We start from the raw sequence: 14,415 nt of genomic DNA, 5'->3' as shown, positions 1-14,415 counted from the left end.
TTGTTCTATCTGCGGCGTACAGTCCTGTGAATATATTTACGCTATCCGCTTTTTCTCTGATGTATGTTTCAGGCATAAGAAAAAGAGTTTCTTCTTTTATAATAAAGGAGAACAGCCCTGAGGATCAAACAGACGACGTTTCCAAAGCTTCTGCTACTGCGTGCACATTTAAAAGAGTAAATACACGGCTTTCTTTCTTGATCATGTTTTTTAAATACATTTGTTCTTCTTTCGATGCCGCCTGAGGGGGCGCTCCGATTTCACTTTCAAACACGTCTATCACATCGTTTGCTGCGTCAACTATAAGACCAGCATGATTGCCCTCAAGAGCTAAAATTAAAATCCGGGTCTCTTCTGTGTATGGGACCTCCTCATAGGACAGCCTTTTTCGAAGATCTATGATCGGGATAATGACACCCCGCAGGTTAATGACGCCGCGTATACTTTTTTCAGCATTAGGTATACGGGTGAAATTCTGCATGCGTTCAATCGACTGGACGTGATTTACTTCTACGCCGTATTCTTCGGCTGCCAGCCGGAATATAATGACTTTCTTCACAGCATTTTCTTCCGTCATAAATATCTCTTCCTCCTTACAATAAAGCGTTTGTATCTACAATTAATGCCACATTACCATCTCCCAGGATCGTCGCTCCTGATATGGCACGTATGTCCCGCAGGTAATGGCCAAGTGACTTCAGTACAACATCCTGCTGGCCAATAAAACTGTCGACGACAAGCGCAGCCATCTTTTCTCCTTTATGCACGACTACGACAGAATAATTTTCACGTTCCCATTCCCGCTCCACCGGGACCTCAAATACATCCTCCAGAAACATCACCGGAATAACATTTCCGCGAAAATCGATCATTTTCCGTTTATGCACATAAAAAATGCTGCTGCTCTTAATACTTGCTGTCTCTACGATAGAAGTAAGCGGCAGTCCGTAATGCTCTTCCCCCACATCCACAAGCATTACATCAATAATCGACAGGGTCAGGGGAAGCTGAATACTGAATCTCGTTCCTTTTCCTTTTTCAGAATGTACACTAATGACGCCGCCAAGTGCTTCAAACGTATTTTTTACTACGTCCAGACCGACCCCTCGTCCAGACAGGTCAGTCACTTCATCAACGGTGCTGAAGCCTGCTGAAAAAATAAATTGATGAACGTCGTAATCCGTCAGCGTATCAGCGTCTTCAGCAGCTATTACGCCATTTTCCACGGCCTTTTGGAGCACACGTTCACGATCGATTCCACCGCCGTCATCTTCAATTTCAATATACACATGATTGCCGCTGTGATAAGCGCGCAGCTCGACGTGACCCTCTTCCGGTTTGCCGTTCTGCCTTCTCTTTTCGGGCATTTCAATGCCATGATCGATTGAATTTCTTATAAGATGGACAAGCGGATCCCCGATTTCATCAATAATAGAACGATCAAGTTCTGTTTCTGCACCAATGACTTCAAGTTCGATTCTTTTACCAAGATCTCTCGACAGGCTGCGCACCATTTTTGGGAAACGGCTGAACACCTGATCCACCGGCACCATCCGCATATGTAAAATGATTTCCTGCAGGCTCCCGGTGGTCCGTGACATTCTTTCGACGGTTTCTGTCAGCTCGCTGCTTCTTATTTCCCCGGCTATACGCTCAAGGCGTCCCCGGTCGATAACCAGCTCTTCAAACAGGTTCATCAATTTATCCAGCCGGTCGATATTCACACGGATGGTTTTGTTCGTTTCTGCACGTTTGCGTTCCGGCGAGCTCGATTCCTTTGTCTCCGGAGACAGTGTTTTTTCCAAACGTTCTTCGCTGTCTGTGCTGTCCAGGATTTCAATTTTCTCTGCTGCCACTGTTTTAATTTCCGAAATAGAAGCCACGCGGTTCACCAGATCTTCTTTGGCAGCGGTCGTTACTACGGCTGCGGTAAATTCATTATCAAACCGTTCCGCTTCAATATCTGAAGCCTCCGGCACTGATTTAATAATGTGGCCGTCTGCTTCAAGAGCTTCAAATACCATATAGGCACGTGCTGCTTTTAACATGGCGTTTTCCTCAAGGGTGACTTGCACCATATATCCCTGCATACCACTTTCCACGGACTGGGCGATCACTGTCCGGTCGTATTCATTCCAGTCCATGCCTATGCTGGTTATTTCTTTTGTTTTCCCCTCTTCTGCCCCGGACCTGGTACTTTGGCCAAGCAGCTTGGCCGTAATAGCCTGTATATCCTTTTTCCCCTCACCGCCAGAAGCAATATCCTCTACAATCTCTTCGGCAACATCTGCTGCTTCAAGAAGTACATCCATTGTTTCCGAATCTGCGAGTCTCGTTTTTTCACGCATTTGGTCGAGAACATTTTCGAGAGCGTGCGTGACATTCGTTAAGTCCTCATATCCCATCGTTCCGGCCATGCCTTTCATGGTATGGGCCGAACGAAAAATTTCCCCAATGATCGTTTCATCCTCCGGCTGCTTTTCCAGCTCCAGCAGATGAACGTTAATCGCCTGAATGTGCTCCTGGCTTTCTTCAATAAACATATCCAAATATTCTGTATGGCTCATGCCCGTACCTCCGCCTTTTGAACTCAACACTGGTTAATAGTGCGCTGCTGCTTCTTCCCTTTTTATATCGACAGACCAGAACAGGTATTTGAGATAAGAGCAGGTTAAATTTATCTTTTCAACGCTTAATTTCCTGAAAGGGTGCGAAAGGCCCCGGAGTGATATAAAAAACCTCCGCCGCCAGGCGAAGGCTTGCTAGTATACATGTTAATTTAAATCAAAATGGTGTCCGTTCACTTCATAAACGACCCATTCTGCCAGGTTGGTTGTGTGATCTGCAAAACGCTCAATATAGCGACCGATAAAAGACAGTTGGGTAATATCTTCCAGCAGTACTTCATCAGCACTTTGCCGAAGCTGTTTCTGTATAAACGATTTGTACTTGCTGTCCACATGATCGTCTAAAGAAGCAACACGCTGGGCATGCATCAGCTCCTGATTTTCATATGCTTCCATAGCCTGGCCAAACATCTGCTTGGCAATTTCCGCCATATCAATTAATTGGTCGATATCCTCCCGGCTTCTGTTTTCACTAAGCCTGGCTGAAGCTTTTGCAATATCCACCGCGATATCTGCCATTCGCTCGAGGTCACTAGCCATTTTTAAAGCAACGATGCACCGGCGGAGGTCTGTAGCTACCGGCTGCTGTTTGGCAATAGTCAGCGTTGCCGCATCCATGATTTTCAGCTCCATGGAATTGACATTTTTATCATCTGCAACAACCTCCCGGGCAAGTGACTGGTTATCATTGGTTTTTAACGCGAGCAGTGATTGGTCGAAAGCATACTTCACATATTTGCCCATGTAGAGTATTTCCTGCTTCAAATAAGTCAAATCCTGCTCGTACGCCTTTCGAACGCCCATTATTCGCCTCTTTCTTCCGGATCAGCCGAACCTGCCGGAAATATAATCTTCCGTTTCTTTCTTCGCCGGCGAAGAAAATATTTTGTCTGTTTGATCATATTCTACAATAACACCGTTCAAAAAGAAGGCAGTGCTGTCTGATATCCGGGCTGCCTGCTGCATATTGTGGGTAACAATGACAATCGTATAGTCTTTTTTAAGCTCCTGAACCAGCTCCTCAATCTTCAGCGTAGAAATTGGGTCCAGTGCAGAGGTAGGCTCGTCCATCAATATAATGTCAGGCTCGATCGCCAGACAGCGGGCAATGCAAAGACGCTGCTGCTGGCCCCCGGAAAGCCCGAAAGCATTTTCTTTCAGCCGGTCTTTTGTTTCGTCCCAGATAGCCGCTTTTTTCAGGCTTCTTTCCACGATCTCATCGAGCGTTTTTTTATCTTTGATGCCATGAATTTTCGGACCATACGTTACGTTATCATAAATTGATTTTGGAAAAGGATTCGGATTTTGAAAAACCATACCTACTTTAGTACGAAGATACTCGACACTGAAATTTTTTGCGAAAATCTCATTTTCCCGGTATTTAATAGAGCCGTTCGTTTTTACAATCGGATTCATTTCAGTCATCCGGTTTAAGGTTTTAATAAATGTTGATTTTCCGCAGCCGGAAGGCCCGATGATAGCTGTCACTGATTTTTCCGGAATCTCCATGGAAATATCCTGAAGGGCATGATTGTCAGCGTACCAAAGGTTCAGCTGCTCTACGTTATAGGCAAGCGGTGCTTTTTCCTCTGAATTTGTGGTTTTATTCCCTTCTACTGAACGGTTTTCATGCTTAGTCTGCATACTGCTTCCCCTCTCTTTATTCCTTCTATTAGAATCGTTTTTGGAATTTGCTTCTGATAAATACAGCAATTGAATTCATAAATAAAAGCATCAGCAATAAAATGATAATTCCTGCTGCCGCAATATCCTGAAATTCCTGTTGCGGGCGCCCAGTCCAGTTGTAAATCTGTACCGGCATTGCCGTGAAACTTGAAAGTAAACCGGAAGGTGTAGCGGCAACGTATGTTAAGGCACCGAGCACTAAAATTGGTGCTGTCTCCCCAATGGCCCGGGATAAAGCTAAAATCGTACCTGTAAGCACTCCTGGTAAAGCTGTAGGAATAACAATTCTGAAGATCGTCTGCCATTTTGTTGCTCCCATCGCGTAGGAGGCATGCTTAACATCTGTCGGAACCGCGCTGATAGCCTCCCTGGAAGCCACCACGATAATTGGAAGAACAAGCAGTGAAAGCGTCAGACCACCTGCTACCACACTTGCTCCCATTCCCATCAGACGGTTAAATATCGTAAGCCCCAATAACCCGAAAACGACGGAGGGAACGCCGGCAAGATTGGAAATATTCGTTTGAAGCAGGTTGGTAAATTTATTGCTTGGGGCGTACTCTTCCAGATACACTGCCGTTCCAACGCCCAAAATAAAGGAAACCGGAGCTGCCACCATCATAAGCCAGATCGTACCGGCTAAAGCAGCTAACAATCCTGCATCCTCTGCATTTCTTGAGGCAAAGTTTACGATAAGCCCCCAGTCCAGAAAGCCAATTCCTTGAGTGAGTATTCGTATCAGCAATACGAGAAGCATCAGTATGCTAAATGCAGTAGCTGTAAAACAAACGCCTTTGAATATTTTATTCCAAATATTTCTTCTGCTTAGTCCCTGTACTTCTTCATCATGCACTCTCTGTTGTGCTGCTGTATTTGCAAATTTCATTTAGTAATCCTCCCGGAATCGTCGAGAAATGTAGTGAGCCAGCAGGTTCATCATTAGCGTGAAGATAAACAATGTCATACCGACAGCGTAGATGCTGTAATAAATCGGCGTACCATACCCTGCGTCTCCCTGAGTCACCTGCACAATGTACGCAGTCATCGTCTGCACGGCTCCTGTGGGATCTACTGTCATTGTTGGACTTGCCCCGCCGGCTACCGTTACGATCATTGTTTCTCCGATCGCCCGGGATACTCCCAGAACAAAAGAAGCAACAATCCCTGATAATGCCGCCGGCATCACTACCTTTACAGTCACTTCCATCCGGGTGGCTCCTAAAGCAAAAGCACCCTGGCGGATTGAATTTGGAACAGAGCTCATTGCATCTTCTGAAAGACTCGCAATCATTGGAATAATCATTACCCCTACTACAATCCCCGGACTCAATGCATTATAAATGTCCATCCCCGGTATAATGGAGCGCAGAATTGGTGTAACAAACGTGAGGGCAAAAAAACCATACACAATCGTCGGTATGCCTGCCAGCACCTCAAGAATAGGCTTTACTGTTTTACGCACCTTTTCGGATGCATATTCACTCAAATAAATGGCTGCTCCCAGACCAAAAGGCACGGCTACCAGCATAGCGATTCCCGCTATCATCAGTGTTCCATTCACCAGAGGCCAAATGCCGTACTGAGGATCGGAAAAAAACGGATACCACTCTGTAGAAGCAAAAAAATCGGCAAACGGAACGTTGCTGAAAAACGTCACTGTTTCAAATAAAAGAGTAAAAACGATGCCGACCGTAGTAAGAATAGATATCAAAGCACAAATGAAAAAAACAACCGGCATTAACTTTTCCGTAAAACTCGAGGATCCCGAACCCTTTGTTCTTTGTTCGATTCGTTCACTGACCGAGAGTTTTGAACGATCTTCCATTCTCTGCACATCCCCTTAACAGATAATTCCTCAAAAGCAAGGACAAAAGCAAGGAAGTGTATGCTCCCTCGCTTTCCCATGCCATCTTCGTCTATTGATTAACTACTTCATCAATTTTTTGAGTATTTTCTTCGTACACTTCTTCTGGTGCTGCTACATATCCTACTTCTTCTGCGAGACCAGCTGCATTTTCATTTAAAAAGCGCACATATTCGACGACGTCTTCATTTTCCTGCAGAGATTCGTTTTTCACATACGTAAACAACGGACGTGAGAGAGGATATGACTGATCGTTGATTGTTTCCTGGCTAGGCTCAATACCTTCATCTTCACCCTCTTGCGGCACGATAGGCACTGCTTTCAGAGAATCCTGATTTTCTGCGTAGTATGCATAGCCAAAGAACCCAATAGCATTCTGACTGCCTGCTACACCATTTACCAGCACGTTGTCGTCTTCGGAAAGCTGGGCTTCACGAGAAACGTCGCCTTCTTCAAGTACCTCTTCACTGAAGAAATCATAAGTGCCGGAGTCTGTACCCGGCGCATAAATATCAATTGACTCGTCCGGCCAGCTGTCGCGAATGTCCGACCAATTTTGAGCATCGCTTCCGTCAGCGAAAATCTGTGACAGTTCTTCAAAGGTGAGATTATCCACAAAGTCATTTTCCGGATTTACAGCTACGGTCAGTCCGTCATAGGCTAATTCCAGCTCAGTATATTCAATGCCTGCTTCTTCGAGCGCATCTTCTTCTGCCTGTTCAATGGGGCGCGAAGCGTTACTTAAATCCGTTTCGCCGGCAATAAAGCGTTCAAATCCTCCCCCGGAACCGGATACGCCTACAGGCGCTTCAATATCCCCATGTTCCTGTTGAAACTCTTCAGATACGGCTTCCATGATCGGAAAGACAGTAGATGAGCCGTCGATAGCGATATCTCCAGAGCCCCCGCTTCCTTCCTCACCGGAGCTTTCTTCCGAACCGCTTCCCGAACTTTCCTCTGAACCACTCTCGGAGCTTTCTTCTCCCCCTCCGCCACATGCGGATGCAAATACTGCCAATGTAGCGAATGTTGGAACCATCCATACCTTTTTAAAGTTCAAACCAACTTCCTCCTCTTTTTGTGTATGTAATCGAGGCAAAGCAACTCTTTTTGCTCCCAGTGCTTAGTATAGGACTTAATTGTTAAGAGAAAATAGTTTGATTGTTAAGAATATGTAAAGGCGAATGCGGTACCGCTTTCATATAAACGCAAAAAAATCATTCCCCGAAAGAAATGATTAACTGTCCCGGCTGATATTTATTTTAAGCCCTCCTGCTGCGAGCTCCACGGGGCCGGGAAATATATTTTCTGCTTCTCTTTTTAGCTGTGCATGGTCCCCGAAATGAGGCAGGTGAGTCAATACCAGCTTGCCTGCTTCAGCATTGTTGGCAAGTATTGCGGCTTCCTCGGAATTCATATGACCGGCAAACGAGCCGTCCTGGCCAGCGTAAAAGCTGGATTCTGCCAAAAGCACGTCCACGTGGGCGGCGGCCTGTTCAAGCTCTGGCATGTAGGACGTGTCCGCGGTGAAAAACAAGCTGCCGGCAGCTGTTTCAATCCGGAATCCAAAGCACGGTACAGCGTGCTTTACCGGTACTGGTGTGATCGTAAAAGGACCGGCGGTAAATGGCTCCTGTGCCCGGTATTCTATCGGCTGCACTGCTTCTTTATAAAACAGGCGCTGAAAGCCTTCTTCATCCTCCCGGTGTGCGTAGACAGCCATCTCGTGCTGCTTTTTTGGCCAAAGGACAGGTTCCAGCAGCCGGTAGTACTGGAAAGCTCCGAAATCACCCACATGATCCTGATGATAATGGGACAGCAGTACGGCGTCGATGCTGCTGAGCTCTGTGTAATGCTGCAGCTGGGAAATCACTCCGCTTCCGCAGTCGAGCAGCAGCTCAAATCCATCCTCTTCAAGCAGATAGCCGGAGGCTGCTTCCCCTGCTTCGGGAAAGGCATGCCAAAAACCAATAATTGTTACCTTCATTTTTTTGTCCCCTTTCAATAAAAAAATCCGTTTAAACAGAAATATCTGTTTAAACGGATACGATTCTTATGCTTCTTTTGCATAAACGCTTACGCGTTTACGTTTTTTCCCGACACGCTCAAATTTCACAACGCCGTCGATTTTGGAGAAAAGAGTGTCATCTCCGCCTTTACCGACATTATTGCCAGGGAAAATTTTCGAACCGCGCTGGCGGACGAGGATAGAACCACCGGTTACGTGCTGGCCATCGGAACGCTTGGCACCCAAACGCTTGGAAATGGAGTCACGACCGTTTTTTGTACTACCTACCCCTTTTTTCTGAGCAAAGAACTGCAGGTCTAATTTCAACATCAACATTCACCTCCTATGCTCTTCAATTGATATAAATTCACCGTACTGCTCTGCAATGGTCTCCAAAGAGATAATCATGCCCTCTGCCAACAGCTGCATCTGGCGTTTATCCTCTTCGGTGCTTTCTTCCGGAAGCACGCAATGAAAATAACCGCCTTCTGTGCCTAAATCCACTGTGGGATCTGTATGGCAGAGAGATGCCATTGCATTTACAGCTCCAAAAGATACTGCCGAGGCACCGGCGCATACTAGATCATAGCCGTAGGGACCTGATTCAGCATGACCGGTCATGGTAACAGAACGAATATGCTCTGCCCCGTCGCGGCTAACAGTGACCCGTATCATAACTACGCGTCAATGCTGTTGATTGTAACTTTTGTGTAAGGCTGACGATGGCCCTGCTTACGGCGGTAGTTTTTACGTTTTTTAAATTTGAACACGATGATTTTCTTGTTACGGCCCTGTCTTTCGACTTTGCCTGTAACTTTAGCTCCCTCAACAAATGGAGAACCGACTTTCACATCGTCGCCTCCGACAAATACTACATTGCCGAACGTCACTTCATTACCAGCTTCTACGTCTAATTTTTCAACGAAAATAGTCTGGCCTTCTTCTACTTTTAACTGTTTTCCACCAGTTTCAATAATTGCGTACATCTCTGCACCTCCTAATCACTTAGACTCGCCAATACAGGTGCCTTTCCAGGGCTTAAACCTGTTATTGTGCGGTTGTAGTTTGGGTGCTTCCAAACAACTAACGTTACAAATAATAGCATATATTAAAAACGAAAGTCAATTCCCCGCTGCTTCATTTGAGCCTTCAAAGCCTGATTTCTTTGTTCTGCCACTTCAAGGCTTCCAGCATAGCGGACAACGATCTCCTGCTCCTTCGGTTCAGAGACGATAAATAAGCGTCCCGGAACTACTTGCTGAAGGTCATCATGCAACGCTCTGCCTTCCCGGGCGAGCAGACGGTCCGGCACCTCCAGCACGATCGCATCCACATCTTCCTCTATCCAGGCGCCGAGCATCCGTTTTGATCTTTCCATCAGTTCTTTTTCCGACAGCCTCCATCCTTTGCCGTACTCTGTTCCGAAGGGTTCAAGCATGTGTTCCTCGAGACTCTGGCGGGAACGCTGACGGGTCAACTCCACGATACCGAGACGGGAAAAGCCGGCAATCCGGATTTTCTGCGGATCCTCAGCGGCTTTTTCCTCCAGTACCTGTATTAAATGCTGCCGGTCTTTTTCTTGATTCATTCGTATAAAGTCAATCATTACCATGCCGGAGAGATTTCTCACACGCAATTGATGCATCACTTCTGCGGCAGCTTCGAGGTTTGTTTTTACAATCGTGTGCTCGAGATCATGTTTTCCGGTAAACCTTCCCGTATTCACATCAATTGTGATGCACATTTCTGTTTTTTCAATCTGTAAAAAGCCCCCGCTTTTCAGCCACGCTACAGGCTTTAAGGCACGCTCGAGCTCAATCTCCACATTTTCTTTTGAAAAAATATTTTCGGGACGCTTAAAAAGAATAAATTCCGGACGCTTTTCCGGCTCCCATCCGCTGAAGTGTGCTTTTGCTGTCTCCACCGCTTCTCTTGTATCCACAGCGATCCTTTTCACGTGTTCCAGAGGTGTCGAAGTCAGACATTTTGTTAAAAAGTGCTCCTCCTGCGATACCTTTCCCGGTGAAGACAGCTCCTCTCCCCGAATAACGATATCCTGCCACAGGCTCTGAAGCTGGAAAATTTCCTTCTTAATCACATCCAGCGACTGTGTCGTTCCTTCCGTACGCATAATCAGGCCGTCTCCATTGAGCGGCAGCGCTTCTTCCTGTTCGAGCCATTCTTCCTTAACAGATTCCTCCACCTTTTGTGAAATAAACAGTCCCGGCTCATCCGGCAGATACACACAGTATTTTCCCGGCAGTGATAAATTTTCTTTAAGCTTTGCACCCTTGCTGGACGTTTCTTCCTTCACGACCTGCACAAATAAATATTCCCCTTTTTTAATGAAATCTTTAATTCCCCGCTGTTTTTTTTCAGCGAGCGGCTCCTTCAGCAGCCGGTACGACATAATATTGTCCCGGTGCAGATATCCTTTTTTCCCTTTGCCGATATCAATAAATGCAGCATCCATGCCCGGAAGCACATCCACTACTCTCCCTTTATAGATTTCTCCGGCCGCCGTGTCATCCATTGCGGACTCGAAGAAGAACTCTGTCACTCTTCCATTATGTTTCAGGGCCGCTCTTGCTTCCCCGGATTTCATATTTGCAATTAATTCCATCGAACGTTCCTCCAGTGGCACATTTCTTTCCAAAAGGAAAAGACTGCCACATGATGATGGCAGTCATTCAGTTAGACTTATTTTCTTCTCTGACCTTCGCCTTTTCATGAAGCAGGGCGATCTGTGTGGTAAGCCGCTTCAACTCCTGTTCGGAAGCGGCTTCCTGCATTTGTTTATTTAAAAGAGCCAGTTTCTGGCGTTCTTCATCGGAAAGATAAGGGTGCTTTTCTATAACGGTCATCAGTGATTCCTCCTTCGCGCATTCGGATAGATACTCGAAGCCTTTCATTCTGTAAAAACCTTTATAAGAAAGACAGGCGATTCGGGAATCAGATCCAAAACAGCATGCCCTTTCACTAGTATTATACCACGTGAGTCTTAAAGAAAACAAAACTGACTCAGCTGCAAAAAAAGGACAGGAAGCATACTTCCTGTCCCTGGCCTGCTATGATTTTATGCCGAATAAACTTTTTACCTTGGAGAAAAAGCTTTTCTTTTCTTCTACTGCCATCAGCGGCACCGATTCCCCGAGCAGCCGGCGGGCAATATTACGATAACCAAGCGAAGCCCTGCTGTTTGGGTTCATCGCAATCGGCTCCCCTTTATGTGCTGCTTTTAACACATGCTCTTCGTCTACAATCATGCCGAGCAGATCCACTGCAAGTGTAGCTACGACATCTTCCACATCCAATACGTTGCCTTCCCGGGAAAGATCACTCCGCACCCGGTTCACCACCAGCTTAGGCGGTTCAATGTCTTCGTTTTCAAGCAGACCGATGATCCGGTCGGCGTCTCTCACAGCGGCCGTATCCGGAGTGGTAACAACGATCGCTTTGTCCGCGCCGGACACAGCGTTTTTGAATCCCTGCTCAATACCGGCCGGGCAATCGATAAGAATAAAATCGTATTCCGGGCGGAGCGTCTCCACGATTTCCTCCATTTGTTCCGGATTCACCGCAGATTTGTCCTTTGTTTGTGCTGCCGGCAGCAGGTGCAGGCAGTCGAACCTCTTATCCCGGATTAATGCCTGCTGAACCTTGCAGCGTCCTTCCGCAGCGTCTACCAGATCGTAAATAATCCGGTTTTCCAGGCCCATAACGACATCCAAATTCCGGAGCCCGATATCTGTATCAATCAAACATACTTTTTGTCCCTGCAGTGCAAGTGCTGTACCGATGTTGGCGGAAGTCGTGGTTTTCCCGACTCCGCCTTTACCGGATGTAATTACTATTGCCTCTCCCACCAACGGTTCCTCCTTTCAGACCTTACATGCTTCTCATTCCGGCTAACGGTGTCCGGAAGATGTTTTCGGCCTGACATGCTTATGTATATGAGACCGAGCGTAAATAATGCCCGAGCATTTTTGTTTCCTCGAATGCGATTGCATTGTATTCTTCTCCGGTGACATACGCATACCCCGGTCCTTCAATCGCAGGCTTCTGCTCCTGCTTTTCGTGCTTTTCCGGAGCGTAGTAATAGGTGTCCGAAATAGAAATTTGTTTAGGGATCATCACAGAGGCACATACCACAGCATGACTTTCTCCTTCTGTGCCGGCTCTGGCTATCCCTTTTAATGCACCGATAACATAGATGTTCCCCGTTGCTTCGACCACTCCGCCGGGATTGACATCACCGATAATAAGGATATCACCTGTTTTGCGGAGCACCTGTCCGGAGCGGACAATCTGTATCACAGACGTTACTGTTGCTTTTTCAATTACTTCTTGTGCTTCATCTTTTGTTATCACGTTCGAATGAACTTCATGCACCCGTACTGAACCCGTTTTGTTCAGAACTTCCGTAATTTCTTCTTCGTGACTTTTACTTAAATAACGGTTCCCGGCGTCCACACGGACTTCCACTTGCGGTCCGTTTTCAAACAAACGCTGCTCCCGTTCAATCTTCTTCTTCAATTCCTCAAGAAGTTCATGAAAAGAGCACTGATCATTTAATACAATGGTTAAACCTTCTTTAGTACCTTTAATCGTTACATAATTTCCATTGCTATTCGTCATATTTTCACCCCTGAACCCTTAAGCGCTCTCCATTCTTAGTAAATGTCGTTCTTTCCATTATACGGTTTCATTTCACAGGAATAAACAGCAAACCACTTCTTTTTTAAAAAATTATCGCTGCCTGATTTTTTCCTGGTCTTCAATCCATTCAAAAATACGGCGAAAAGGAACGAGCAGCAGCAAAGCGGCGGCCCCGTTAATAAGCCACGAAGCGAGCATCCGTTTCACTAAAAATTCTCCAAAGGAAAGTTCGGCAATGCCTAACAAAAAATAAATAAAATAGATCAGCAGTTCAAACACAAAAAGCGCACAGAAGAAGATAAGCCACTGCCAACCATAGCTGTTGCGGACCACTGGCAGAGAGTAGGAGCTCATGTACGCAATAAAGCCAAAGCAGAATGTATAAACACCAAGAATCTGCGTGTACGTGAAATCATAGAGAAAACCAACGAAAATACCTGCCCACACTCCTGCGACCGGCCCGCGGTATATGCTGGTCAAAACCACTCCAATGAGTGCAAATCTCGGCATCCACACCCATCCACTTTCATTTTCCTGAGGGAAGAGAATTTCAAACCATGTTCCTTCGATAAGAAATAAACAAAAGATCGATATGGGGATAAGAAAGCGTGTCATGAGCCCCCGCCGCCTTCTTCACCGACCGGATCCACGGCTTCTTCCTCTTCATCCTCCTGCTCCTGGTCTTCCTCAAGGGAAGGAAATTCTTCACTCAAATCTTCAATGTTCCGATCCAGGACGTTCACGTACGTTAAATCACTGAAGTCTGCCGCTGGTTCAATAAGGGCGTTATACGTTAAACCGTATTCATCCGGTTCTATGCTTTTTACTTCCCCGATTGGAATACCGCTTGGAAAAGCTCCGCCCATCCCTGAGGTAACTACCTGCTGGCCTTCTTCAATTTCTGCATCACTGCGGATTTTCCGGAGCATAAGGCCGTCCCGGTCTTCATCCCATCCTTCAATGAAAGCATTAACCGTCTCATCACCAGCAGTCACACTGGCGCTGATACGGTTTGTCCGTTCCCCGTCGGATAATAATTGAACAGTGGAGGAAAATTCAGAAGCCTCCGCCACACGTCCGATAAGACCTTCATTCGTAACCACGGCCATATCCTGTTCAATACCGTTCTGGGTGCCCTGATTAATACCGATCGTCTGCGTCCAGCGGTCAGGATTACGATAGACGACAAGCGCCTGGCGGCTTTCATAGTCACTCAGCATTTCCTGCGTATCTGCCGATTCCCGGAGCGTTTCATTTTCCTGACGGGTGTTTTCAAGCTCTGCCGAAGTGGCAGCGTATTTTTCCAGCTGTTGCTTAAGCGTTTTATTTTCCTCGTATGTATCCAATAAATTTTCCACAGCTTCGAAGCGATTAGCTGCAAAGTGAGCCGGGCGGCTGATGGTCGACTGAAAAACGCCTACAGAGTCTCTTACGAACTCTTCAGGCCACGGCACCGATTCCCGTTCCCTCATGGAAAACCCTACGAGTATAACAAGAAGAATAATGCTTACCATCAAGATGATCAATCGCTTGTTGTTAAAAAAGTGCGGCATGGTTCCCCACCTACTCTA

General features: G+C 46.3%; 17 protein-coding genes and 1 other annotated feature. All 17 genes read right to left on the bottom strand.

Annotated features, from left to right (window positions below; all coding sequences use genetic code 11):
* Window positions 1-124: 124 nt before the first annotated feature.
* Window positions 125-577: a chemotaxis protein CheW gene (locus tag SIC45_RS03865; protein WP_298783632.1), complete on the bottom strand. Its 453-nt coding sequence runs from the start codon at window positions 575-577 to the stop codon at window positions 125-127.
* A 16-nt stretch (window positions 578-593) separates the two neighbouring features.
* Window positions 594-2,567 carry a chemotaxis protein CheA gene (locus SIC45_RS03860; RefSeq protein WP_319631128.1) on the bottom strand — a complete coding sequence of 658 codons (1,974 nt, stop codon included), beginning with the start codon at window positions 2,565-2,567 and terminating at the stop codon, window positions 594-596.
* Between the two features lie 207 nt (window positions 2,568-2,774).
* Window positions 2,775-3,431 (bottom strand): phosphate signaling complex protein PhoU, encoded by a 657-nt coding sequence (gene phoU, locus SIC45_RS03855; protein ID WP_319631127.1) that lies wholly within the window; start codon window positions 3,429-3,431, stop codon window positions 2,775-2,777.
* A 21-nt stretch (window positions 3,432-3,452) separates the two neighbouring features.
* A complete protein-coding gene (gene pstB / locus SIC45_RS03850; RefSeq protein WP_319631126.1) occupies window positions 3,453-4,271 on the bottom strand; it encodes a phosphate ABC transporter ATP-binding protein PstB in 819 nt (272 codons plus the stop codon).
* A 28-nt stretch (window positions 4,272-4,299) separates the two neighbouring features.
* Window positions 4,300-5,199, bottom strand: coding sequence for a phosphate ABC transporter permease PstA (pstA, locus tag SIC45_RS03845; protein WP_319631125.1), 900 nt, complete (start codon window positions 5,197-5,199; stop codon window positions 4,300-4,302).
* The gene (gene pstC, locus SIC45_RS03840; protein ID WP_319631124.1) at window positions 5,200-6,138 is read right to left on the bottom strand and encodes a phosphate ABC transporter permease subunit PstC; all 939 of its coding nucleotides are present in this window, start codon (window positions 6,136-6,138) and stop codon (window positions 5,200-5,202) included.
* 91 nt (window positions 6,139-6,229) lie between these two features.
* Window positions 6,230-7,237 carry a PstS family phosphate ABC transporter substrate-binding protein gene (locus SIC45_RS03835; protein ID WP_319631123.1) on the bottom strand — a complete coding sequence of 336 codons (1,008 nt, stop codon included), beginning with the start codon at window positions 7,235-7,237 and terminating at the stop codon, window positions 6,230-6,232.
* Between the two features lie 177 nt (window positions 7,238-7,414).
* A complete protein-coding gene (locus SIC45_RS03830) occupies window positions 7,415-8,164 on the bottom strand; it encodes an MBL fold metallo-hydrolase (protein WP_319631122.1) in 750 nt (249 codons plus the stop codon).
* A gap of 66 nt (window positions 8,165-8,230) precedes the next feature.
* The gene (gene rpmA / locus SIC45_RS03825) at window positions 8,231-8,515 is read right to left on the bottom strand and encodes a 50S ribosomal protein L27 (RefSeq protein ID WP_298783613.1); all 285 of its coding nucleotides are present in this window, start codon (window positions 8,513-8,515) and stop codon (window positions 8,231-8,233) included.
* 6 nt (window positions 8,516-8,521) lie between these two features.
* A complete protein-coding gene (locus tag SIC45_RS03820) occupies window positions 8,522-8,860 on the bottom strand; it encodes a ribosomal-processing cysteine protease Prp (protein ID WP_298783611.1) in 339 nt (112 codons plus the stop codon).
* A 2-nt stretch (window positions 8,861-8,862) separates the two neighbouring features.
* Complete coding sequence (rplU, locus tag SIC45_RS03815) at window positions 8,863-9,171, bottom strand: 50S ribosomal protein L21 (protein WP_298783610.1); 309 nt, start codon at window positions 9,169-9,171, stop codon at window positions 8,863-8,865.
* A gap of 11 nt (window positions 9,172-9,182) precedes the next feature.
* Window positions 9,183-9,255 (bottom strand) — a sequence feature (ribosomal protein L21 leader region).
* Window positions 9,256-9,293: 38 nt separating this feature from the next.
* Window positions 9,294-10,808, bottom strand: a complete 1,515-nt coding sequence (locus SIC45_RS03810) for an Rne/Rng family ribonuclease (protein WP_319631121.1) — start codon at window positions 10,806-10,808, stop codon at window positions 9,294-9,296.
* Window positions 10,809-10,875: 67 nt separating this feature from the next.
* A complete protein-coding gene (locus tag SIC45_RS03805; RefSeq protein ID WP_022793174.1) occupies window positions 10,876-11,049 on the bottom strand; it encodes a hypothetical protein in 174 nt (57 codons plus the stop codon).
* A 204-nt stretch (window positions 11,050-11,253) separates the two neighbouring features.
* Entirely contained in the window at window positions 11,254-12,051 is a 798-nt protein-coding gene (gene minD, locus SIC45_RS03800; RefSeq protein WP_319631120.1) for a septum site-determining protein MinD, read from the bottom strand.
* Between the two features lie 79 nt (window positions 12,052-12,130).
* Window positions 12,131-12,823 carry a septum site-determining protein MinC gene (minC, locus tag SIC45_RS03795; protein WP_319631119.1) on the bottom strand — a complete coding sequence of 231 codons (693 nt, stop codon included), beginning with the start codon at window positions 12,821-12,823 and terminating at the stop codon, window positions 12,131-12,133.
* 111 nt (window positions 12,824-12,934) lie between these two features.
* Window positions 12,935-13,459 carry a rod shape-determining protein MreD gene (gene mreD / locus SIC45_RS03790; protein WP_298783599.1) on the bottom strand — a complete coding sequence of 175 codons (525 nt, stop codon included), beginning with the start codon at window positions 13,457-13,459 and terminating at the stop codon, window positions 12,935-12,937.
* Window positions 13,456-14,397: a rod shape-determining protein MreC gene (gene mreC, locus SIC45_RS03785; protein WP_298783597.1), complete on the bottom strand. Its 942-nt coding sequence runs from the start codon at window positions 14,395-14,397 to the stop codon at window positions 13,456-13,458. The genes mreD and mreC overlap by 4 nt, the downstream gene beginning before the upstream one ends.
* Between the last annotated feature and the right edge of the window lie 18 nt (window positions 14,398-14,415).

It is taken from the genome of Marinococcus sp. PL1-022 (genome assembly GCF_033845285.1).
Classification (GTDB): domain Bacteria; phylum Bacillota; class Bacilli; order Bacillales; family Marinococcaceae; genus Marinococcus.
This window is presented reverse-complemented; position numbering and strand designations above follow the sequence as displayed.

Excerpts from the sequence above, each read along its gene's own strand:
- pstC (WP_319631124.1), bottom strand. The coding sequence starts at position 6,138 with ATGGAAGATCGTTCAAAACTCTCGGTCAGTGAACGAATCGAACAAAGA.
- SIC45_RS03865 (WP_298783632.1), bottom strand. The coding sequence starts at position 577 with ATGACGGAAGAAAATGCTGTGAAGAAAGTCATTATATTCCGGCTGGCA.
- SIC45_RS03805 (WP_022793174.1), bottom strand. The coding sequence starts at position 11,049 with ATGACCGTTATAGAAAAGCACCCTTATCTTTCCGATGAAGAACGCCAG.
- SIC45_RS03830 (WP_319631122.1), bottom strand. The coding sequence starts at position 8,164 with ATGAAGGTAACAATTATTGGTTTTTGGCATGCCTTTCCCGAAGCAGGG.
- SIC45_RS03860 (WP_319631128.1), bottom strand. The coding sequence starts at position 2,567 with ATGAGCCATACAGAATATTTGGATATGTTTATTGAAGAAAGCCAGGAG.
- pstB (WP_319631126.1), bottom strand. The coding sequence starts at position 4,271 with ATGCAGACTAAGCATGAAAACCGTTCAGTAGAAGGGAATAAAACCACA.
- SIC45_RS03820 (WP_298783611.1), bottom strand. The coding sequence starts at position 8,860 with ATGATACGGGTCACTGTTAGCCGCGACGGGGCAGAGCATATTCGTTCT.
- mreD (WP_298783599.1), bottom strand. The coding sequence starts at position 13,459 with ATGACACGCTTTCTTATCCCCATATCGATCTTTTGTTTATTTCTTATC.
- minC (WP_319631119.1), bottom strand. The coding sequence starts at position 12,823 with ATGACGAATAGCAATGGAAATTATGTAACGATTAAAGGTACTAAAGAA.
- SIC45_RS03810 (WP_319631121.1), bottom strand. The coding sequence starts at position 10,808 with ATGGAATTAATTGCAAATATGAAATCCGGGGAAGCAAGAGCGGCCCTG.
- phoU (WP_319631127.1), bottom strand. The coding sequence starts at position 3,431 with ATGGGCGTTCGAAAGGCGTACGAGCAGGATTTGACTTATTTGAAGCAG.
- rplU (WP_298783610.1), bottom strand. The coding sequence starts at position 9,171 with ATGTACGCAATTATTGAAACTGGTGGAAAACAGTTAAAAGTAGAAGAA.
- pstA (WP_319631125.1), bottom strand. The coding sequence starts at position 5,199 with ATGAAATTTGCAAATACAGCAGCACAACAGAGAGTGCATGATGAAGAA.
- mreC (WP_298783597.1), bottom strand. The coding sequence starts at position 14,397 with ATGCCGCACTTTTTTAACAACAAGCGATTGATCATCTTGATGGTAAGC.
- rpmA (WP_298783613.1), bottom strand. The coding sequence starts at position 8,515 with ATGTTGAAATTAGACCTGCAGTTCTTTGCTCAGAAAAAAGGGGTAGGT.